This window comes from Gracilibacillus sp. YIM 98692 (assembly GCF_010993965.1).
GTDB lineage: Bacteria > Bacillota > Bacilli > Bacillales > Amphibacillaceae > Gracilibacillus.
This window is the reverse complement of record NZ_WIXM01000007.1, coordinates 114,788-132,168: the sequence shown is the minus strand read 5'-3', so window position 1 is coordinate 132,168 and position 17,381 is coordinate 114,788. Positions and strand designations below refer to the sequence as shown.

Below are 17,381 nucleotides of genomic sequence, written 5' to 3'. Positions count from 1 at the left end.
GAAAGGGGGATCCTATGTTTACGGTTAACGGGCTAATTTATAAGAATATTTTACATATTGATAAGTTAGAAATACCTGATCACAAAATTATTTGCCTTTTCGGAGAGAGTGGTAGCGGAAAATCCACTTTATTAAAAATGTTTAATCAAATGTTATCGCCAGATGATGGTGAAATTACGTATAAGAGTCAACCGATTCAAGAATTCCCTTCAGTTGAGCTAAGACGAGAAGTGGTCATGCTCGGTCAAGACCCAATCGTTTTTGATGAAACAGTACGAGAAAATCTCCAAAAAGGCTTGGAATTCGCAGAAAGAGAATTAGAAGATGACCAAACGTTAATAAAAATGTTAGGAAAATTGAAATTAGATAAATCTTTAGACGAGGATGCCAGTAAACTTTCCGGTGGAGAAAAACAGCGAATTGCATTAGCAAGGGTTTTACTAATGAAAGCTGAAGTCTATTTAATGGATGAACCTACTTCTGCTTTAGATGAGAATACAGAGCATTTAGTAATGGATGTGTTTACAGAGTTTATTCGAACCCACCAGAAAACAGCTGTTATGGTGACCCACTCCAAGGAAGTAGCGGAGAAATATGCGGATCAAGTCGTATATATGAGCGATATATTAAATAGACGAGGTGCTGTGACATGAACGAAATGCTAGATATTACTTTTTGGCAATTATCTACAGCATATATATTTATTCTCATTTTATTAGCGATTGTTAAGTGGTGGAAAATTTCGAGAGAAAAGGAAATTTTAATTGCAACTTTTCGTATGACCATCCAACTAGTGTTAGTTGGATATGTGTTAACTTTCATATTTGAAAATGAAAATATGCTTTATTCCCTGATTGTATTAGTTATTATGCAAACTTTTGCGATATTTAATATTTTTAAGCGCACAAAGCATTCGATGAGTAACCATTTAAAAAAAATCATTGCGATTGCGATGGTGACGGGAACATTATTTTCTTTCCTTTACTTTGATTTTATCGTCGCACAATTTTCCCCGTGGTATGACCCTAGATACTTCATACCGATTGCAGGAATGCTAATTGGTAATTCAATGACCGGTATTACTTTAGGTGTAAGCAGTTTAGTGGAAGGGTTTCAGGCTCGCAGAAAGGAAGTGGAGGCGGCATTAATGTTAGGTGCTACTCCGAACAAAGCATCACAAGGCATTGTTAATCATGCCTTTGATTCAGCTATCCTACCAACCATAAACAGTATGGTTGGTATGGGAATTGTCTTTTTACCTGGTATGATGACAGGGGTTATTCTTTCTGGAGCAAGTCCAATGGATGCCATTAAATATCAAATTGCTATAATGCTAGGCATTACGGGAAGTGTTTCTTTAACCGTGATTATATTTTTATATTTTGGTTATAAAACTTTTTTTAATAAATATGCGCAGCTGCATGTATAATTATTCTTGACGAATTTGATCCATTTTGTATAAAATAACTTATAATGAACAACTAACGTTAAAATGCAATGAAGAGGAAGAGTACAACATACTATTCAAAAGAGAGGGAAGCTCTTAGGCTGGAAAGCTTCCTTGAATAAAAGGTGTTAGAAGGTAGCCTCCGAGCAGCTTTATTGAAATGGATAGTAGATAAAGTCGGTAACAAGCCGTTATCTTGTATGAAGTGTATAAGTATCTTACTTATAAATAAAGGTGGTACCGCGGAAAAAAATCCTTTTCGTCCTTTTTAGAAGGAGAAAAGGATTTTTTTATGTTCTTAGCCGTTTACTTAACGATAAAAAGGAGGAATGTTTCATGTCAGAGAAGCATGAAGTGAATTTACCACCCAAATATGATCCGACTGCAGTAGAGAAGGGTCGCTATCAAAAATGGGTAGATGGAAAATATTTTGAGGCAGCAAGGGATACGGAAAAAGATCCTTTTACCATTGTGATTCCGCCGCCAAATGTAACAGGTAAGTTGCATATTGGGCATGCGTGGGATACGACACTGCAAGACATTATTACGAGAATTAAAAGAATGCAAGGGTATGATGTACTGTATTTACCGGGTATGGATCATGCTGGTATTGCTACCCAATCCAAAGTAGAAGCAAAACTAAGAGAAGAAAACATTAGCCGTTATGACTTAGGGAGAGAAAAGTTTTTAGAAAAAGCTTGGGACTGGAAAGAAGAATATGCAGGTTTTATTCGCGAACAATGGGCGAAATTAGGTTTAGGCTTGGATTATTCTCGTGAACGTTTTACCTTAGATGAAGGTCTCTCTGATGCAGTTAGAGAAGTGTTCGTGAAGCTCTATGAAAAGAAGCTTATTTACCGCGGCGAATATATTATTAACTGGGACCCAGCAACGAAAACCGCATTATCTGATATTGAAGTAATTTACAAAGATGTACAGGGACATTTTTATCATATGAGATATCCACTCGCAGATGGCTCTGGCCATATCGAAGTGGCGACAACACGTCCTGAAACAATGTTAGGGGATACGGCAGTCGCTGTACACCCAGAGGATGAACGTTATAAACATTTAATTGGTAAAAAAGTAAAGTTACCGATTATTGGACGTGAAATCGAAATTGTAGCAGATGATTATGTGGATATGGAATTCGGTTCAGGTGCGGTGAAGATTACCCCTGCCCATGACCCGAATGACTTTGAAATTGGGGATAGACATCAACTTAAGCGTGTGCTTGTCATGAATGAAGATGGCACAATGAATGAAAATGCTGGAAAATATAAAGGTTTAGACCGATTCGAATGTCGTAAACAAATCGTCAAAGACCTTCAAGAAGATGGTATTTTATTTGATATTGAAGAGCATATGCATTCTGTAGGGCACTCTGAACGAAGCGGTGCGGTTGTAGAACCATATCTTTCTACACAGTGGTTTGTTGATATGCAGCCATTAGCGGATGAAGCAGTAAAAATGCAACAGCAATCTGACGAAGAAAAAGTTCATTTTGTACCTGATCGATTCGAAAAAACGTACCTTCACTGGATGGAAAACATTCGCGATTGGTGTATTTCCCGTCAATTGTGGTGGGGACACCGCATTCCGGCATGGTATCATAAAGAAACAGGTGAAATGTATGTTGGAAAAGAAGCACCGAAGGATATGGAAAATTGGGAACAAGATGAAGATGTATTAGATACATGGTTTTCGTCTGCGTTATGGCCATTTTCTACTTTAAATTGGCCAAATGAAGAGGATAAAGATTTTAAGCACTTCTTCCCAACTAACGTACTTGTGACAGGGTATGACATTATCTTTTTCTGGGTAGCTCGAATGATTTTCCAATCTAAAGAATTTAACGACGAGCGTCCATTTAAAGACGTGTTAATTCATGGTCTTGTACGTGATGCGGAAGGAAGAAAAATGAGTAAATCTCTTGGAAATGGTGTAGACCCAATGGAAGTAATCGATAAATATGGCGCAGACTCATTACGTTACTTCTTAGCAACCGGATCTAGTCCTGGTCAGGACCTGCGATTCCAATGGGAAAAGGTTGAATCCACTTGGAATTTTGTAAATAAAATTTGGAATGCATCTCGTTTTGCTTTGATGAACATGGATGGGTTTAAATACGAGGAAATCGACTTAACTGGGGAAAAATCTGTTGCAGACCAATGGATTTTAACTCGTTTAAATGAAACGATTGAACAAGTTACTAGAAATGTGGATAAATATGAGTTTGGTGAAGCGGGGCGTCATTTGTATAACTTTATCTGGGATGATTTCTGTGATTGGTATATTGAAATGGCGAAGCTCCCACTTTACGGAGAAGATGAGAAAGCGAAATTAACCACACGCTCGATTTTGGCTTATGTACTAGATCATACGATGCGTATGCTGCATCCATTTATGCCTTTTGTGACTGAAGAAATATGGCAGCAATTACCACATGAAGGGGAGTCCATCGTACGTGCAGCCTGGCCAGAAGTAAAAGATGACCTAAGTAATAAGGAAGCATCTGAAACGATGAAGCGTCTTGTTGCGATTATTCGCTCTGTTCGTAATATCCGTGCTGAGGTGGACACTCCGATTTCCAAAGAAATACCAATCTATATTCAGGCAAAAGATGCAGAAGTGGTGCAACAATTAGAACAAAACCGTATTTATTTGGATCGTTTCTGTAATCCTAGCGAGTTAACGATTGATACGGATGTTACAGCACCGGAAAAGGCAATGTCTGCTGTTGTAACAGGAGCCGATATATACTTGCCTTTAGAAGGTTTAATTGATATTGACAAAGAATTAAAACGACTAGAAGCAGAGTTAGAAAAGTTAGACAAAGAAGTCGAGAGAGTCGATAAGAAATTATCCAATGAAGGATTTGTCAATAAGGCTCCTGCCCATGTAGTGGATGCAGAAAAAGAAAAACAAAAAGATTATATCGAGAAACGAGCAAGCGTCAAAGCAAGAATCGAAGAATTACAAAACTAAGCAAAAGCACACCTCTGATTAGGTGTGCTTCTTTGTTGTTAAGTCATGGATGATATAATCGATAATATGATCAGCTACATTAACACCTGTATGGCGGTAAATTGTACCGATATGAGCGTTTGTGTTGACTTCACAAATAATTGGTTGATTATTTGGTCCAAATAACAGATCAACACCTGCATAAGTTGCTTGTACTGCACTTGTCGCATTTAATGCCAGCTCTTTTTCTGCTTCTGTAGGAATATACTCTTCGACTGCACTTCCCTGATGGACATTAGCTCGAAAGTCATTGACAGAGTATCTCTTTAAGGCAGCTACTACTCTGTGACCAACAACAAATATCCGAATATCTCTTCCATAACTAGATTCCACATATTCCTGAAATAGAAAGGGCCGATTTTCCATTTGTTGAATGATGGCTGTACAATCCTTTTGATCATGCACCAGGTGAACTTGTTCACCAAATGAACCGTATCCTTCTTTAATGACAAGCGGAAAACCTAATTTTTTTGCAATAGATAAGAAGTGCTCCATTCGATGTGTTTCTACTTTTGTAAAAACTTTGGGAGCTAATATTGTCTTCGGAATCGGCAAACGTTCTTTAGCTAACTGCTGATACATATACACTTTATTGTCACATAAGTCAATCGCTTCAGCATTGTTATATAATGGAATACCAAGCATTTCTAGCTGTCTTGCAAGTGCTATATCTTTATCATTAAAAATGACAAAATCCGGCAGCTTGCTATCTACGGAACTATCAAGTTGTATCCCTTGATCACTAACCATACTAGTACAAGTATCGTTAGTCATGAGAGACATTCCGACTTTCCTTTTAAGGCTTGCCTCTTGAATGGCTTTTGGGAATTGTAAAAAACGTGTTGAACTTAAATGACCATTATGTATAACCCATCCTTGCATTTTTATCTCTCCCATCCATATCTCATAACTGCTATAATACATGTAATAGTTCATATTTTAAAATAAGAAGGTGTTTTACATATGTTCCAAAATTTTAATGAAGCAACAACATTTTTGGATAGCCGCAAAAAACTAGGGATAAAGCCGGGGTTAGAAAGATTAGATTATCTTTTAGAAGCTTGCCGGCATCCTGAGAAAGCAATAAATACAATCCATATTGCAGGTACAAACGGAAAAGGTTCCACTTTAAAATACATTGAAAAAGTTTTAGTAAAAGGTGGATACAGAGTGGGGGCTTTTATGTCACCAGGCCTGCCTACCATTTTGGATCATATTTACATAAACGAACAATCGATGACAGAAGAGGACTTTGTCTCTATTCTTAATGAAATAATACCTATTATAAATGAAATGGATCAAATGGATATGGCACCATCGGAATACGAAATTTTAATGATAATCTCATTGCTTTATTTCCAGGGAAATGTTGATATAGCATTAATTGAAGCAGCCATGGGCGGGAAAGAAGATATTACAAATAGAGTCTCACCAACGGTTTCGGTGATTACAACGGTTGATTATGATCACATGCAATTTTTAGGAAATTCTTTGGCTTCGATCGCAGCACATAAAGCAGGTATTATTAAAGATCAGATCCCTGTTGTGATAGGAAATTTAAAAAAGGAAGCATTAGAGGTAGTTTTGCAAGAAGCTGAGCGCAAACATGCACCGACTTATCAATATCAGAAGGATTTTAAGATCCGAACTGATCAAATTTCCCATGATAAGCAATCCTTTCTTTGGTATGCAGAGGGTGAAGAAATACCTTTAATGATTAAGATGATCGGCAGTCATCAAATGGAAAATGCGGCTAATGCGATGATGGTGATCAACCTTTTGCAAGAAAAAGGGATAGAGTTATCTAATGATGCTATTCATGTTGGATTTGAGCAAACTAAATTGTCTAATAGGTTGGAGTTAATATCCGAAAATCCAAAAATTTATGTAGATGGAGCTCATAATCAGGCAAGCATGGATCAATTAGCTAAACTAATGAAAGTACATTTCGGGGATAGATCTATACATGTGTTATTTAGTGGTTTTCGTGATAAGGCCATTTCAGAAATGATTCACATCCTCCATGGTGTTACGGACTCTGTAGTGGTGACAAGTTTTGATCACCCTCGTTCTTTATCTAGCAAAGATGTGGATTATCTTGACGTTGATTATATTCCGGATCCTTACCAGGCATGGTATTATTTAAAAGAATTTGTTAGAACAGAAGACGTTGTCATGATAACAGGATCATTGCATTTTGTTGAAAAAATGAAAATGTATCTTAAGACCTAGATAATATGTATAATAGGGAAAGAGGGAGGGTTCGATTTGATTCAAAAAGCTAACTATTTTCATGATCAAAAAGGTTTTACATTAGTTGAGGTATTGGTATCTGTTACGATATTATCCATGATTACTGTTTCCTTTTTTGCTGTCTTTGCATTTGTGTCTAAGACCAATTTAAAATCCGAGCATTCTATAGAGGCACAATATATTGGACAAGATCAAATCGAATCTATCTATCAATATAGTCAAACGATGACTTACGAAGAAATGTGGAGTGAATTAGAAAAGCAAGGCTTTATATTAGTTGAACAACAAGAAAACGCCCGCATTTATCAAATACAAAAAGACTCATACAGGATTCAAGTAACGTTTTCCGATTCTATTATCGATAGTAAAATAAAGAAGATCTTACTAAAAGTATTTAGGATAGGCCAAAGCGAACATCTAGTAAGCCAATTAGAGACAGCTTATAAATGGAGATGAATCAGATGTTTCGAAATCAAAAAGGAGTTACATTAATAGAGCTGTTAGCTGTTATAGGATTGCTATCCGTTATTATGATGCTAGTTGGCTCTATTTATCTTTTCACCCAAAAACAGTTTCTGACACAGACAGCTAAAATAGAGCAGCAATCGAATGTAAGAGGTGCTTTAACGGAATTGACGAAAGATATTCGTTCTGTAAAACAAGAATCTATTAAGTATGAGGAAGCTGTCTTACATGTTGGACCAAATCAATATTATTGGGAAAAGGACAGTTTAATAAAAAATGAAGCGGTAATAGCAGATAGTATTACTAACTTTCAAGTAGTGTTTGATGCTGAGCAGATTGAAATCTCGATATCAAGTAAAACGAGTGAGTTTGCCCAAGAAGAGACCATTTCCACAGTAGTCATGTTTCGAAGGTAGGCGTTTAAAGTGAGGTATTTAACCTTTTGTCGAAAAGAAGAAGGTATTAGTTTGACCATTACTTTAATGGTATTACTTATAGTTTCGATTTTATCCATATCATTACTAACGGTCTCAACTGGACATTTTCACTTAAATACTGTTGATAGAAGTTATCATGCTAGTTATTATATTGCAGAATCTGGGATAACGACTGCCTCTGATCAATTGGAAAAAGCCGTGATTAATGTATATGACGGATCCAGTAATGAAGCAGATTTTTTTCAAAAAATAGAGGGAGAGATTATTTCGATTAAAGAACTAGTAGAAAATCAATCTTTTTCTGAACATTTTGGTGAAAATCCCGAACTCCAATTAAAGATTGAAGCCCAAACAAATCAAAATCCTAGGGAATATTTAATTACTTCTACTGGTGTCATAGGAGATCAAAAGCGACATATTTCTAAGCAAATAACGCTACGATGGAAAACTTCTGATATGATTGACATACCAGACAATTTATCATCTTATGTCGGAAGTGGCTCTGTTGGTTGTCAATCTACACAAATCATCATAGAAAAGAATAGCTCGATTACAGGGGATTTTGGAACCAGTTGTACGAATGAGGGAACGATAGAAATAACGGACAATGCTCAATTTTCAAATAGTACCATCTATGTGCCTGAAGGGGCTGAAGAAACAGTTATCAATAGTGATCAATATAATGGCGAATTGCCGCCTGTAGAAACAGTGACAAATCTAATTGACAATGGTTCCATTGATCAGATATTTGCCTCTTTCCCGTCAACTCCTGAATATGATACGCCAGAAGATGAAACAGTTGACGGTAATAATGTGTTAGAAGATGGTAAGTTAACAATCGATAAAAAAAGTACGGATGGTTACACTTTAGAAGTGGATCAAGATATGTCACTTGAAGAAATATCTATTTCAGGTAACCGAACCTTAAATGTAGATACTGGCGGTGAAGATAGAGAATTAACCGTTGGTTCATTGGATATTAATAATGGGCAAATTAATGTGGTAGGATCAGGATCTTTAAGCCTATATGTGGATAAAGAATTGTCCATGAATGGAAATGGGTCCATCAATGATGGTGGAGATCCAAAGCAATTAAATTTATATTTATCTGGTAACAATAGAGAATTCACGATAATTGGTTCTCAAAAAGTGACGGGGACAATTTTTGCAGAGGATGCGGATATTATGAGTACAGGCAGTGGAGGATTTAATGGCGTAATCATAACTGGTGGAAGTTATATAGAAATGAGCGGAAGCAGTGATAATGAAGCATTTATTTTAGCACCGTTTGCAGATTTTGTAGGAGACAGTAGTACGACCATTAGAGGAACGGTAATAGCAAAGACATTACGGTTATCTGGGGCATCTGATATTATTTATCACCCCTTTGATTTATTTAAATATGATTTACCATTTCATATAGGAGAAAGCTCTACTGACGGACTGATAGAAGAAGAGCGGCCTGTAGAAAATTAGATCAAGAGAAGGTGTTTGAGTATGGCCATTCGTTTTAAAAAGATAAAGCTAGGTGAATTGTTAAAATCTGCTGATATTATAACCGAAGAGCAAATTTTACAAGCCCTTGAACAAAAACAAGAGGGGCAAAAGCTAGGGGATGCTCTTTTGGCGCAAGGTTATATTACCGAGAAACAATTAACAGATGTATTGGAGCAACAACTTGGTATACAAAGTGTCACACTATACCATTATCCTGTTGATCCAAATGCAGCACGTCAAATTTCAATGGAATTTGCCAAGGAACATATTTTAATTCCAATAGCACAAAAAGATAATGACCTTACCGTAGCCATGAGCGACCCGATGGATTATTTTGCGATAGATGATTTGGAAATGGCCACAGGTTTTCAAGTGCAACCGGTGATTGCTTCCAAGGAAGAGATTTTACAATCTATTAATAAATATTATGATCATGACATGGTGGGATCTGGAGTCGAGGTGGAAGATGATGCCCCAGCCGTTCGTATTCTAGATCAAATTTTACAAACAGGTGTTGCGCTGAGAGCAAGTGATATTCACTTAGAACCACAAGAATCTCATATTCATGTTCGATATCGAGTGGATGGTTTGCTTAGAACGGAAAAGACATTAAAAAAACAAGTCCAAAGTGCATTAATTGCTCGAACAAAAATTCTTTCAGGCTTAGACATAACGGAGTCTAGGTTACCACAAGATGGGAGAGTTCGAATTGACGTAGATGGTCGACCAATCGATTTACGTGTCTCTACTTTGCCTACGCTTTTTGGAGAGAAGATTGTCCTTAGAATTTTAGATTTAAGTACAGCATTTAAACATTTATCAGAGCTGCATTTATCCAGCCATCACAAAAAATTATTCGAGAAAGTAATCCAGCAGCCTTCTGGTATTATTTTAATTACAGGACCTACTGGCTCTGGAAAAACGACCACTTTATATGGAGCGATAAATCAAATTAATCATGATTCCGTTAATGTGGTAACAGTAGAAGACCCTGTAGAATATCAGATAGAAGGTATTAATCAAGTACAAGTCAACAATTCGATTGGCCTTACTTTTGCAAAAGGACTTCGATCTATTTTACGACAAGACCCTAACGTTATTATGGTAGGGGAAATTCGTGATACAGAAACAGCTGAAATTGCCATTCGCTCTGCTTTAACAGGTCACTTAGTATTAAGCACTTTACATACGAATAGTGCTATTGATGCGATTCCACGCCTTTTTGATATGGAAGTAGAGCCATATTTAATAGTATCTTCTCTAACGGCAGTAATGGCACAACGTTTAGTAAAAATGGTTTGTCCCGATTGTAGAGAACCGAGAGCTGTGACAGAAATGGAAAGACATATTTTTGTAAAAAGGAATCATGAGGTTCCAACCGTCTATGAAGGAAAAGGATGCTCGGCATGTAAAGGAATTGGTTATCGAGGAAGAATGGCGATTCATGAGTTATTTGTGATTGATGATACAGTAAGAAATATGATGATGAATCAAAAAGGGATTACGGAAATCAAAACTTACGCCAAACAAAATGGAATGACATTTCTCATAGATGATGGGTTAGATAAAATAAAACAAGGATTGACAACATTAGAAGAAGTGCTTCGTGTTGTGGCGGAAACAGATGAAGTATTGTAGTTGTAGATGAATTGAGGGATTGTATGGCTTTTTATCATTATCGAGGTAAAAACTTGCAAGGGAAAATGAAAAAAGGAAAGCTGGAAGGAAGCTCAAAAGATGAAGTAATGGAGATATTAAAGTCTCGAAATATAACAGTATTGGAATTAAAAAAGCTTAACTCTATATGGCATAAGGAAATATATATAAAAAGCCCAATTTCAAGTAAAGATTTTGTTTTATTGCTTCGAGAGTTTTCTACTCTTATTGAGGCAGGAATTCCCATTATTGATGCTGTTCATATTTTAATCCAACAAACAACTAGTAAACCGTTGTCAAAAGTGTTAAATTCAATAAAGGAATTATTAAGCGAGGGAGTTAGTCTGTCTGAAGCTTTTAATAAATATCCAAAATTTTTCCCTCTACTTTTAGTTCAAATGACACGTGTAGGCGAAGTCAGCGGCAATCTTGATGTCATATTAGATCAAATGGCGACATATTATGAAAAACAATACGAGTTAAAACAAAAGGTAAAAACAGCTTTAGCTTATCCTCTATTAGTGAGTCTATTTTCCATTGTCGTCAGCTTCATCTTACTTGTTTTTATCGTTCCCGTTTTTGAAGATCTATTCCGATCATATGATCAAGAATTACCGCTTTATACAAAAATGGTATTACAGGCTAGTGAAATTGGTAAAAAATTGATCTGGTTTCTTCCTGTTATGATATTCATAGTCATTGGCTTTCTCATTTTCTTAGATCAAAATAGTAAACTAGCTTATCGGTTTGATTATCTTACTTTAAAAATTCCCATTATCGGTCCATTTTTAACGAAAATCCATTTGACAAGAATGTCCCAAACATTGGGCTCCTTATTACATCATGCTGTCCCGATTTTGCAAGCTATACAAACGACCGAAAATGTGGTGCAAAATCGTGTCATCAAAAAGATATTGCATGAAAGCTATCAAGCTGTTGAAAAAGGTGAGTCCATGACAACGGTGATGAGGCAAACTAGCTTCATCCCACCACTTATAATGGAAATGATTGCTGTCGGGGAAAGGACAAGATCATTGGATCAAATGCTTTATAAGCTTTCTACTTTCTATGAGAAAGAAATTGATGATGTGGCAAATAAATTAAAAGCATTGTTAGAACCATTTTTGATTTTATTTTTAGCAGGAATAGTTGGTGTTATCATGCTTGCTGTTGTGATTCCCATGTTTCAAATGTTTGAATTTATGTAACAAAAGCATTTACATTTATGGTTAATTTGGTAAAATAGTAGGAGGAATTTGTGCAAACATATAGAAATCTGACCAAAATAGAGAGATATAATAGGAGTTTAGTAGTGTATAAGGTAAGGTGAGTAGGACGAAATTCACAATATTATTTATTACAATGAGGAGAGGTATCAAATGTTAAAGCGGTTGAGAAGTGAAAAAGGTTTTACCTTAGTAGAAGTCTTAGCTGTTGTCGTGATTTTAGGTATTATTGTTGCCATTGCAGTACCAGCAATTGGAAATGTTGTCAGTCAAGCAGAAGAAGGCGCATCAGAAGCAGAAGCAGAATTAATTGAAAATGCTGCTAAACAAGCTTATATTGCAGCACAGTCAGATAAAGATAATCATGAATGGGTGTTTGCAGACGATGGTTCCATAGATTTCACGGTAGATGATTTGATAGAATATAATTACTTAGATGTAGATGAAAACCCTGGTGGAACCATTATGCATGAGCAAGGTAGCAATTTCACCTACACCCCTGCCAGCGAATAACGAGAATGATAGAAGATCCCTTTCATCAGGGATCTTTTCTTCTTAAAGGAGAATAGTTAATGGAAGCAATCATAGGGATAGTGATATTTATATATGGATTAATATTAGGCTCTTTTTTTAATGTAGTAGGAATACGAGTTCCTCAAAGAAAATTTCTTTCTTCCAAACGCTCCCAGTGCCCGCAATGTCACCATGTGTTATCATGGTATGAACTAATTCCAGTGATCTCTTATATGATACAAAATGGCAAATGCAGGAGCTGTCATACGTTCATTCCTGTGATTTATCCCGTAGTCGAGTTCGTGACAGCAATTTTATTTTTAATTAGTTACATATGGTTCGGATTTACCTTTGATTTATTGGTTGCGATCCTACTCATTAGTTTAACGATCATCATTTTTATTACTGATTTTCGATATATGCTTATACCGAATACTGTTTTACTAGTGTTTCTGCTGCTTTTTGTGATAGTTCGATTGATCGAACCATTAGAGCCATGGTGGATGAGTATTTTGGGAGCTTTGGTTGGTTTTGGCTTGATAGCGATGATTATTTGGATGAGTAGGGGTGGTATGGGAGCAGGAGATATGAAGCTATTTGCTTTACTTGGTTTGTTACTAGGGTTTCCAGAAATTTTACTTACCATGTTTATGGCTTCGTTATATGGATTAATGTTTACGCTTTGTCTTTTCCCATGGTATCGAATGAGCAAGCAACAACCAATCCCATTTGGACCTGCTATTATGCTAGCAGCAAACACTATTTATTTGTTCGGAGAAGATTGGATCCATTGGTATATTAGTTTGTTTTAATAGATTGGAGAGTAGGTTTGCTGATGTTGTTACGGAAAAAGAAGCATGTACATATTATTTGGTTTGATAACTACTTTAAATATATGGTGTCTCGAGGGCCGAATCTTGCTCAAATTATAGACACCGGTGTTGTTCCTTTAGATGATAAGGCAATTGAAGACGGGAAAATGGTAAATCAAGGATCTGTCCACCATAAATTGAAGAAGGTGAGCAGGCGGAAAAAATGGGGACGAGCAAAAGTGTCTTTTTCCGTACCCAATGCTTTTGTGACGATAAGAAAGCATTCGTTTCCAAGAGTATTAAGTGCAAAAGAGGTAAAGCAGCATATTCAAATAGATGATGAAATGTTACGTCTGCCATTTAAGAACCCTTTATTAGATGTGGCGTTTTCTAAGGATGAAGATGAGAAAAAGGAATGGTTAGTATATGCCTATCCATCCCATATTTTACATGACTATATGGAAATCTTAAAAAATGTAAAACTGAAACCAAGAATAGCGGATATTTCCTCTCTAGCTGTTATGCGAACCTATCAGCACTTTCAAGCAGAAGTAGAACAACAAAATTTATTAATCATACAGTGGAATCAAGAATCACTCTTTCTATCCGTCTTTGAAAACAGTCAGTTAATTTTTTCTCGGCATGTAAAGTCACCAGTGGACAGTCGTCAATCTTGGAGATGGGATATAGAAAAAGAAACACTAGATTGGGATTTATCAGATGAGGAGCAACAGCGTATCATTAACCAACATTTTCTAACTATTGAGCGCTTCATTGATTTTTATCTTTACTCTGTAAAAGATGGCAAAGAAGGGATTGAAAAAATGATTGTAACAGGGGATGTTCCATTTATTGATAAGATAGCAAACCAGATGAAAAGTCATCTGGATATGTCGATACATGCATTAGGTGAATCAATTTCGCCCCCATATAAGGATAAACACACAGATTTACTAGGCTTAGTTCTTAGAGGAGATTCGACATAATGCAAATCAATTTTATTGAAATTAAACCATTTCGATTAACCCCCTATATCATCACTTTATTTACTTTTTTGGCGTTCGTAATCATAATTATATGGATCGCCTTTCCATATGTGCAAGGAATGCAGCATAAGGATAAGCTACAACAATCAATTCAAGAGGAACGAGAAGCGATGGAGAACATCAAGGAGTTACAAGAGGCTGTGGAACAGGTGAACGAGTTTAATCGAATGGTTCGGCTTATAGAATCTAGTCATTTTGACAGTGTAATGCTCCTGGAACGTATGAATGAAATATTATTACCGGATCATGTCATTGGAAACTATCATTTTTCTGTGGATGGTAAATTGAATTTATACCTTTATACAGAAAGCATGTCAGCCGTTTCTCGCTTATATAATCAATTCTTAGGTGAGGAATATGTGCAAGAAGTTTATATCGATAACATTACCAAAAATGAAGCAGATAGCTATCAAGTTACTTTACGTTTAGATATTGATGTGCAAGCCGGTATAGAGGGGAGCTAGTCATGATAGTAAGTATATTAAAAAACTCTTATACGAGATGGGGGATACTTATTGTTATTGGTACGATTGTAATCTGTTTTCTCGCTCAAATGATGATGATTAAGCCACTAGAGCAAGACCTCCAAGAATTAGAAAGAGAAAAGCAGCAATTGACCGAATACACTAATCCATCTGATCACTTATCTGATTTAATGGAAGAAACAACTGTATGGGCGAAGATACCAGGGGACCAAAAATTGAATAACATGATGGATGAGTTCCAGTTATTACAGAATCAGTATCAGGTTTCAATCGAAAATATTACAGTCGAAGATGAAGGGCTTGAGCATCAAGAGTATAATGCTATTCAAATTATTAGATTCAATATAGAGGGTACCGCTTCAAATTATCAAGAATTTCAACAATTCTTGGCAAGTTTAGATGTAAGTGAGAGAATCCTTCATTTATCGGAAATAGATTTTGAAAGTGATCCTAATCAAGCAAGCATTTCCTTCTCTATTCAGTTTGATGCTTATTTTGCCCCTGCTTATGCTAGACCAATTGACTACATAAGAAAGCAGTAACACAGAAATAGCACGTGCATAAATAGTGTCATTTTAGTATTATTTGTCAAAATCTTTTTTGATTTATTTGACAAAAGTCCTCTTACATCTCATCCAACCTATGATAGCTTGATAGAAAAGGTTGGAAAAGAGGGATTTACTTGAAGAACAAAAAAGGTATCTCTATTAGAATAAATAAAAGAAAAGTAAGTGAAACTCCGATTAATCAAGAAAAGGATGAAATTTCAACTTATAAAAGACCATCAGTAGAAGAGTATACTGATGATAGTCATTATTTTGCACATCATCCCACTGTTGAATATTCCAAGAATAATAAACGACAGCGATTTCAACGGTATAAACCTTTTCTTGTTTCAGCAATGACAGCTATCGTGATAGGATCACTGCTGGGTTTTTTTATGATTCAAATTTTTGTGGATTTAGACAATGAAGAAATGACTTTTAATCAAGATTTACAAGTAAGTAGTACAAAAGAAGAGGCAAATGCAGTGGAGGAAGAGGATGATCGAAAAAGCACTGGTCAGGATGATTTTAAAGGCTCGACTCTCACAGGATATGTGGTTCAAGCAGGTATCTTTACGTCGAAAGCAGCAGCAGAAACAACGCAGTCTCAATTAGATGCTCATTCACTTTCATCTATGATATGGGAGAAAGAAGATAAGTATCATATATTCGTAGGGGTTCATTCAACAAGTGAAGCATCTAAAGCATTTGCTAATAATTATAAAAAAGAAGAGATAGAATTATATGGTGGCAAACCTTGGGCGATAGAAATTCCAGAAACCTCTTTACCAAGTGAGGAACAACAGTGGTTACAAGAGTTTGATCAGTTATTAGAGACCGCTATCTCGGACGTTTCATCTGTTAAAGATTTTGAAAAATGGTTAGAACAAAAGCCTGAATCTGTTGGGGAAGAGTTAAAGCCGCTAACAGATAGTGTAGCTGAACTTATCACATTGAAAGATCAACAGTCTTTATCAGTAGGTCTATTAAATGTTTGGCATGAATACGCAAAATCGATGCAAAACTTGTAATTATTCATTTTTTCGTTTTAATATAAAAGGAAATGTGCATTAATTATGTAGAAAAGGTATCCTGTATTAGTTGAAAAAGACAAAAAAGGCAATTTGTACTAATACCCATTTCTTTGTAAAATGTAGAGGATCAAACTTGGAAAAATTCCTGGTTTGAAATGAAGAAAAGGAGTTGATACAAATTGTCTAATGATATGATCACGATGAAGGAGGTACCGAAGCAGGATAGGCCGCGAGAACGGCTCTTAGAATTTGGGCCTAACCATTTGTCTAATCAGGAGCTTTTAGCTATTTTATTAGGTACTGGTACTCGGGAAGAAAATGTACATCAATTAGCTGAAAGGGTATTGAGACATTTTGAAGGGCTTTACTCGTTGAAAGAAGTTACGATTGAAGAGTTAATGACTTTAAAAGGTATTGGACAAGCAAAAGGAGTTAATATTTTAGCAACAGTAGAATTGGGAAAAAGAATTCATCAATTTAAAGAAAAAGAGAAGTACGTTATTCGTAGCCCTGAAGATGGCGCTAATTTTGTCATGGAAGAAATGTATGCGCTAAAACAAGAGCATTTTGTCACCATGTTTCTCAACACAAAGAACCAAGTTGTTCATAGACAGACCATTTTTATAGGAAGTTTAAACGCTTCGATTGTACACCCTCGCGAAGTATTCCGCGAAGCCGTAAAGCGTTCGGCAGCCTCTATCATCTGTGCACATAATCACCCTTCAGGTGATCCCTCGCCGTCCCAAGAAGATATCCATGTAACCAAAAGGCTCACAGAATGTGGAAAGTTAATTGGAATAGAACTATTGGACCACTTAATTATTGGCGATCATCGTTTTGTCTCATTAAAAGAAAAAGGATATTTATAAGACTATCCATTTGGTTCAAAAATGAGTATAATAGTAGTTACAAGTATAAATAGCGCCATTTACACGGAA

At 36.1% G+C, this 17,381-nt stretch carries 17 protein-coding genes and 1 other annotated feature; of the genes, 16 read left to right on the top strand and 1 reads right to left on the bottom strand.

The window, feature by feature from the left end; translation table 11 throughout:
• Positions 1-14 precede the first annotated feature (14 nt).
• The 3 genes from GHD00_RS09435 (at position 15) to GHD00_RS09425 (ending at position 4,435) form a co-directional block, all read left to right on the top strand.
• The gene (locus GHD00_RS09435; protein ID WP_163537913.1) at positions 15-653 is read left to right on the top strand and encodes an ABC transporter ATP-binding protein; all 639 of its coding nucleotides are present in this window, start codon (positions 15-17) and stop codon (positions 651-653) included.
• The gene (locus tag GHD00_RS09430) at positions 650-1,429 is read left to right on the top strand and encodes an ABC transporter permease (RefSeq protein ID WP_163537912.1); all 780 of its coding nucleotides are present in this window, start codon (positions 650-652) and stop codon (positions 1,427-1,429) included. The genes GHD00_RS09435 and GHD00_RS09430 overlap by 4 nt, the downstream gene beginning before the upstream one ends.
• 59 nt (positions 1,430-1,488) lie before the next feature.
• Positions 1,489-1,717 (top strand) — a binding site (T-box leader).
• Between the two features lie 66 nt (positions 1,718-1,783).
• Positions 1,784-4,435, top strand: a complete 2,652-nt coding sequence (locus GHD00_RS09425) for a valine--tRNA ligase (protein ID WP_163537911.1) — start codon at positions 1,784-1,786, stop codon at positions 4,433-4,435.
• 18 nt (positions 4,436-4,453) lie between these two features.
• On the opposite strand, the gene GHD00_RS09420 is transcribed toward GHD00_RS09425, so the two are convergent.
• A complete protein-coding gene (locus tag GHD00_RS09420) occupies positions 4,454-5,356 on the bottom strand; it encodes an ATP-grasp domain-containing protein (RefSeq protein ID WP_163537910.1) in 903 nt (300 codons plus the stop codon).
• Positions 5,357-5,437: 81 nt separating this feature from the next.
• Between GHD00_RS09420 and GHD00_RS09415 the strand changes: the two genes are divergently transcribed.
• From GHD00_RS09415 to radC, 13 genes are all read left to right on the top strand, one after another.
• The gene (locus GHD00_RS09415; RefSeq protein ID WP_163537909.1) at positions 5,438-6,706 is read left to right on the top strand and encodes a bifunctional folylpolyglutamate synthase/dihydrofolate synthase; all 1,269 of its coding nucleotides are present in this window, start codon (positions 5,438-5,440) and stop codon (positions 6,704-6,706) included.
• 36 nt (positions 6,707-6,742) lie between these two features.
• The gene (locus GHD00_RS09410) at positions 6,743-7,183 is read left to right on the top strand and encodes a type IV pilus modification PilV family protein (RefSeq protein WP_163537908.1); all 441 of its coding nucleotides are present in this window, start codon (positions 6,743-6,745) and stop codon (positions 7,181-7,183) included.
• 5 nt (positions 7,184-7,188) lie between these two features.
• The gene (locus tag GHD00_RS09405; protein WP_163537907.1) at positions 7,189-7,608 is read left to right on the top strand and encodes a PilW family protein; all 420 of its coding nucleotides are present in this window, start codon (positions 7,189-7,191) and stop codon (positions 7,606-7,608) included.
• 51 nt (positions 7,609-7,659) lie between these two features.
• Positions 7,660-9,105, top strand: a complete 1,446-nt coding sequence (locus tag GHD00_RS09400) for a DUF7305 domain-containing protein (protein WP_205600735.1) — start codon at positions 7,660-7,662, stop codon at positions 9,103-9,105.
• A gap of 21 nt (positions 9,106-9,126) precedes the next feature.
• A complete protein-coding gene (locus tag GHD00_RS09395) occupies positions 9,127-10,764 on the top strand; it encodes a GspE/PulE family protein (RefSeq protein ID WP_163537905.1) in 1,638 nt (545 codons plus the stop codon).
• 23 nt (positions 10,765-10,787) lie between these two features.
• Positions 10,788-11,990 (top strand): type II secretion system F family protein, encoded by a 1,203-nt coding sequence (locus GHD00_RS09390; protein WP_163537904.1) that lies wholly within the window; start codon positions 10,788-10,790, stop codon positions 11,988-11,990.
• A 171-nt stretch (positions 11,991-12,161) separates the two neighbouring features.
• A complete protein-coding gene (locus GHD00_RS09385) occupies positions 12,162-12,521 on the top strand; it encodes a type II secretion system protein (RefSeq protein WP_163537903.1) in 360 nt (119 codons plus the stop codon).
• A gap of 59 nt (positions 12,522-12,580) precedes the next feature.
• Positions 12,581-13,333, top strand: a complete 753-nt coding sequence (locus tag GHD00_RS09380; protein WP_163537902.1) for a prepilin peptidase — start codon at positions 12,581-12,583, stop codon at positions 13,331-13,333.
• 23 nt (positions 13,334-13,356) lie between these two features.
• Complete coding sequence (gene pilM / locus GHD00_RS09375; protein WP_163537901.1) at positions 13,357-14,319, top strand: type IV pilus biogenesis protein PilM; 963 nt, start codon at positions 13,357-13,359, stop codon at positions 14,317-14,319.
• Entirely contained in the window at positions 14,319-14,843 is a 525-nt protein-coding gene (locus GHD00_RS09370; RefSeq protein WP_163537900.1) for a hypothetical protein, read from the top strand. Before pilM ends, GHD00_RS09370 begins: the two co-directional genes overlap by 1 nt.
• A gap of 2 nt (positions 14,844-14,845) precedes the next feature.
• Positions 14,846-15,406 carry a type 4a pilus biogenesis protein PilO gene (gene pilO / locus GHD00_RS09365; RefSeq protein ID WP_163537899.1) on the top strand — a complete coding sequence of 187 codons (561 nt, stop codon included), beginning with the start codon at positions 14,846-14,848 and terminating at the stop codon, positions 15,404-15,406.
• Positions 15,407-15,546: 140 nt separating this feature from the next.
• Positions 15,547-16,440, top strand: a complete 894-nt coding sequence (locus GHD00_RS09360; protein WP_163537898.1) for an SPOR domain-containing protein — start codon at positions 15,547-15,549, stop codon at positions 16,438-16,440.
• 194 nt (positions 16,441-16,634) lie between these two features.
• Positions 16,635-17,312, top strand: a complete 678-nt coding sequence (gene radC / locus GHD00_RS09355) for a RadC family protein (protein ID WP_163537948.1) — start codon at positions 16,635-16,637, stop codon at positions 17,310-17,312.
• The last annotated feature ends 69 nt before the right edge of the window (positions 17,313-17,381 follow it).

What these genes read in the sequence shown, in the direction of transcription:
- GHD00_RS09435 (WP_163537913.1), top strand. Translation starts at nt 15, where the DNA reads ATGTTTACGGTTAACGGGCTAATTTATAAGAATATTTTACATATTGAT.
- GHD00_RS09430 (WP_163537912.1), top strand. Translation starts at nt 650, where the DNA reads ATGAACGAAATGCTAGATATTACTTTTTGGCAATTATCTACAGCATAT.
- GHD00_RS09425 (WP_163537911.1), top strand. Translation starts at nt 1,784, where the DNA reads ATGTCAGAGAAGCATGAAGTGAATTTACCACCCAAATATGATCCGACT.
- GHD00_RS09420 (WP_163537910.1), bottom strand. Translation starts at nt 5,356, where the DNA reads ATGCAAGGATGGGTTATACATAATGGTCATTTAAGTTCAACACGTTTT.
- GHD00_RS09415 (WP_163537909.1), top strand. Translation starts at nt 5,438, where the DNA reads ATGTTCCAAAATTTTAATGAAGCAACAACATTTTTGGATAGCCGCAAA.
- GHD00_RS09405 (WP_163537907.1), top strand. Translation starts at nt 7,189, where the DNA reads ATGTTTCGAAATCAAAAAGGAGTTACATTAATAGAGCTGTTAGCTGTT.
- GHD00_RS09395 (WP_163537905.1), top strand. Translation starts at nt 9,127, where the DNA reads ATGGCCATTCGTTTTAAAAAGATAAAGCTAGGTGAATTGTTAAAATCT.
- GHD00_RS09390 (WP_163537904.1), top strand. Translation starts at nt 10,788, where the DNA reads ATGGCTTTTTATCATTATCGAGGTAAAAACTTGCAAGGGAAAATGAAA.
- GHD00_RS09385 (WP_163537903.1), top strand. Translation starts at nt 12,162, where the DNA reads ATGTTAAAGCGGTTGAGAAGTGAAAAAGGTTTTACCTTAGTAGAAGTC.
- GHD00_RS09380 (WP_163537902.1), top strand. Translation starts at nt 12,581, where the DNA reads ATGGAAGCAATCATAGGGATAGTGATATTTATATATGGATTAATATTA.
- pilM (WP_163537901.1), top strand. Translation starts at nt 13,357, where the DNA reads ATGTTGTTACGGAAAAAGAAGCATGTACATATTATTTGGTTTGATAAC.
- GHD00_RS09370 (WP_163537900.1), top strand. Translation starts at nt 14,319, where the DNA reads ATGCAAATCAATTTTATTGAAATTAAACCATTTCGATTAACCCCCTAT.
- pilO (WP_163537899.1), top strand. Translation starts at nt 14,846, where the DNA reads ATGATAGTAAGTATATTAAAAAACTCTTATACGAGATGGGGGATACTT.
- radC (WP_163537948.1), top strand. Translation starts at nt 16,635, where the DNA reads ATGATCACGATGAAGGAGGTACCGAAGCAGGATAGGCCGCGAGAACGG.